Here is a 1,398-nt window from a genome sequence, read left to right as displayed (position 1 = left end):
GGGCTGATCAAGGGTCGTCGTCGTCGGGGCTGAGCAGCTGTTCGGGGTGATGGACGCTGTTGGTGCGGGGTTGGCCTCGGTCCTGGTGTGGTGGGGGGATCCATTCGGTGTCGCCGTTGGCGCGTTTGCGGGTGGTCCAGCCGCCGGGTTTGATCAGTCGGTGATGGGTTCCGCAGGCGAAGGTGAGGTTGTCGATGTCGGTCTCTTGGCAGGTGGCGTAGTCGTTGACGTGGTGGACTTCGCAGAGGTAGCCGGGGATGTCGCAGCCGGGGTGTGTGCAGCCGCGGTCCTTGGCGTGCAGGACGATTCGTTGGCCGGGTGAGGCCAGTCGTTTGGTGTGCCACAGTGCTATGGCGCGGCCTTTGTCGAACACGGCTAGGTAGTGGTGGGCGTGGCGGGCCAGCCTGATGACGTCGCTGATGGGCAGCCGGGTGCCGCCTGCGGTGACGGCGGTGCCGGTGGCGGTTTCCAGTTCGCGCAGTGTGGTGGTGACGATGATGGTGGCCGGTAGTCCGTTGTGTTGGCCGAGGGGTCCGCTGGCTAGTACGGCGCGCAGTGCGGCGTTGAGTGCGTCGTGGTTGCGTTGGCTTGTCGAGCGGGAGTCCTGTTGGATGGCTTGTTCGGATGGTGCGCCGTCGACGACGGGGGTGGCGTCGTCGGGGTTGGACATTCCGGGGGCGGCGAGTTTGGCCAGGACTGCCTCGACGGTGGCGCGGGTTTCGGGGGTGAGCCAGCCGCTGAGCCGTGACATGCCGTCGATGTCCTGTGTGCCTAGGGTCAGTCCGCGTCGGCGGGCGCGGTCGGTGTCGGTGTAGGTGCCGTCGGGGTTGAGGCACAGGGCGAGCCGGTCGGCGAGCTGGCGCAGCTGTTCGGGGCGGAACTGGGTGGCGTGGTGGGCCAGTTGTTGTTCGGCCAGCGCTTGGGTCTCGATGTCCACCCAGGACGGCAGTGCGGTGAAGAACTGGCGGATCACCGCGACGTGGCCGGCGCCAAGAGCGCCCTCGCGTTGGGCGGCGGCGGTGGCCGGCAACCGCGGCGGCACGGGTTCGCCGGTTAGTGCCTGGCGCGGCCCTAGGTCGCCGGCCTGGGCCACCCGCCGCGCGGACTCGGCGCGGCTGATGTGCAATCGCTCGGCCAAGGCGTGGGAAAGCTTTCCGCCCATTTCCTGGGCGGTGGCTTGATGCCCGATCCGGTTGATCAGCTGGTGACCGGGCGCCTGCAGCCGACGGGTCTGGTGTTCGAGCAGCTCCAACAGCCCAAAGCATTCCGGGGTGGTCAACGCCTCATAGGAATGCGCCTGGATACGCGAGACCGCCGCGCACAACGCGTCAAAGTCCGCCTGGATACCCTCGCGATCTGTCGAACGCATGTTCGAATGATAACGCGGACCACCGACAC

At 67.6% G+C, this 1,398-nt stretch carries 1 protein-coding gene; it reads right to left on the bottom strand.

The annotated features are described in order from the left end of the window. Positions 1-7: 7 nt before the first annotated feature. Positions 8-1,369 carry an HNH endonuclease signature motif containing protein gene (locus AWC25_RS19700; protein WP_069403160.1) on the bottom strand — a complete coding sequence of 454 codons (1,362 nt, stop codon included), beginning with the start codon at positions 1,367-1,369 and terminating at the stop codon, positions 8-10. Positions 1,370-1,398 lie beyond the last annotated feature (29 nt).

Origin of the sequence: Mycobacterium sherrisii (assembly GCF_002102355.1) — a bacterium.
Lineage (GTDB): Bacteria > Actinomycetota > Actinomycetes > Mycobacteriales > Mycobacteriaceae > Mycobacterium > Mycobacterium sherrisii.
The sequence above is the reverse complement of the archived record's forward strand: the minus strand, read 5'-3'. Positions and strand labels throughout refer to the sequence as shown.

What these genes read in the sequence shown, in the direction of transcription:
- AWC25_RS19700 (WP_069403160.1), bottom strand. Translation starts at nt 1,369, where the DNA reads ATGCGTTCGACAGATCGCGAGGGTATCCAGGCGGACTTTGACGCGTTG.